The sequence below is a fragment of the Paenibacillus sp. GCM10027629 genome (assembly GCF_042676425.1).
Classification (GTDB): Bacteria; Bacillota; Bacilli; order Paenibacillales; family Paenibacillaceae; genus Paenibacillus_K; species Paenibacillus_K terrigena.
Window position 1 is genome coordinate 1 of record NZ_JBHTGZ010000013.1, and the last position, 1,653, is coordinate 1,653.

Consider the following 1,653-nt stretch of genomic DNA (forward strand, 5'->3'; position numbering starts at 1 on the left):
CAGGGGTAGGGGAGCGTTGTATGTAGGTTGAAGGTGTACCGTAAGGAGCGCTGGACAGCATACAAGTGAGAATGCCGGTATGAGTAACGAAAAGACAAGTGAGAATCTTGTCCGCCGAAAGCCTAAGGGTTCCTGAGGAAGGTTCGTCCGCTCAGGGTAAGTCGGGACCTAAGGCGAGGCCGAAAGGCGTAGTCGAAGGACAACAGGTTGAAATTCCTGTACCACCGTGAACCGTTATGAGCAATGGGGTGACGCAGTAGGATAGTGACGCGAGCTGATGGATGCTCGTCCAAGCAGTGAGGCTGATGTGTAGGCAAATCCGCACATCGTAAGGCTGGGCTGTGATGGGGAGGGAAAATTATAGTACCGAAGGTCATGATTTCACACTGCCAAGAAAAGCCTCTAGCCAGGGAGAAGGTGCCCGTACCGCAAACCGACACAGGTAGGCGAGAAGAGAATTCTAAGGCGCGCGGAAGAACTCTCGTTAAGGAACTCGGCAAAATGACCCCGTAACTTCGGGAGAAGGGGTGCCCCGGTAGTGTGAATAGCACGAGGGGGCCGCAGTGAAAAGGCCCAAGCGACTGTTTAGCAAAAACACAGGTCTGTGCGAAGCCGTAAGGCGAAGTATACGGGCTGACGCCTGCCCGGTGCTGGAAGGTTAAGGGGAGTGGTTAGGGAGCAATCCCGAAGCTGTGAACCGAAGCCCCAGTAAACGGCGGCCGTAACTATAACGGTCCTAAGGTAGCGAAATTCCTTGTCAGGTAAATTCTGACCCGCACGAATGGCGTAACGACTTGGGCGCTGTCTCAACGAGAGATCCGGTGAAATTTTAATACCTGTGAAGATGCAGGTTACCCGCGACAAGACGGAAAGACCCCATGGAGCTTTACTGCAGCTTGATATTGGACTTTGGTACGATCTGTACAGGATAGGTGGGAGCCTTAGAAGCCTGAGCGCCAGCTTAGGTGGAGGCGCCGTTGGGATACCACCCTGATCGTATCGGAGTTCTAACCTAGGACCGTAACCCGGTTCGGGGACAGTGTCAGGTGGGCAGTTTGACTGGGGCGGTCGCCTCCTAAAGAGTAACGGAGGCGCCCCAAGGTTCCCTCAGAATGGTTGGAAATCATTCGAAGAGTGCAAAGGCATAAGGGAGCTTGACTGCGAGACATACAGGTCGAGCAGGGACGAAAGTCGGGCTTAGTGATCCGGTGGTACCGCATGGAAGGGCCATCGCTCAACGGATAAAAGCTACCCTGGGGATAACAGGCTTATCTCCCCCAAGAGTCCACATCGACGGGGAGGTTTGGCACCTCGATGTCGGCTCATCGCATCCTGGGGCTGAAGTAGGTCCCAAGGGTTGGGCTGTTCGCCCATTAAAGCGGTACGCGAGCTGGGTTCAGAACGTCGTGAGACAGTTCGGTCCCTATCTGTCGTGGGCGTAGGAAATTTGAGAGGAGCTGTCCTTAGTACGAGAGGACCGGGATGGACGTACCGCTGGTGTACCAGTTGTTCCGCCAGGAGCACCGCTGGGTAGCCAAGTACGGACGGGATAAGCGCTGAAAGCATCTAAGCGTGAAGCCCCCCTCAAGATGAGATTTCCCAATTAGTAAGACCCCTTGAAGACGACGAGGTTGATAGGTTGGAGGTGGAAGC

1 rRNA gene is annotated in these 1,653 nt (G+C 54.6%); it reads left to right on the top strand.

From position 1 onward, the window contains the following. A 23S ribosomal RNA gene (locus tag ACFQZR_RS24905) occupies positions 1 to 1,653 on the top strand; the annotation flags it as partial.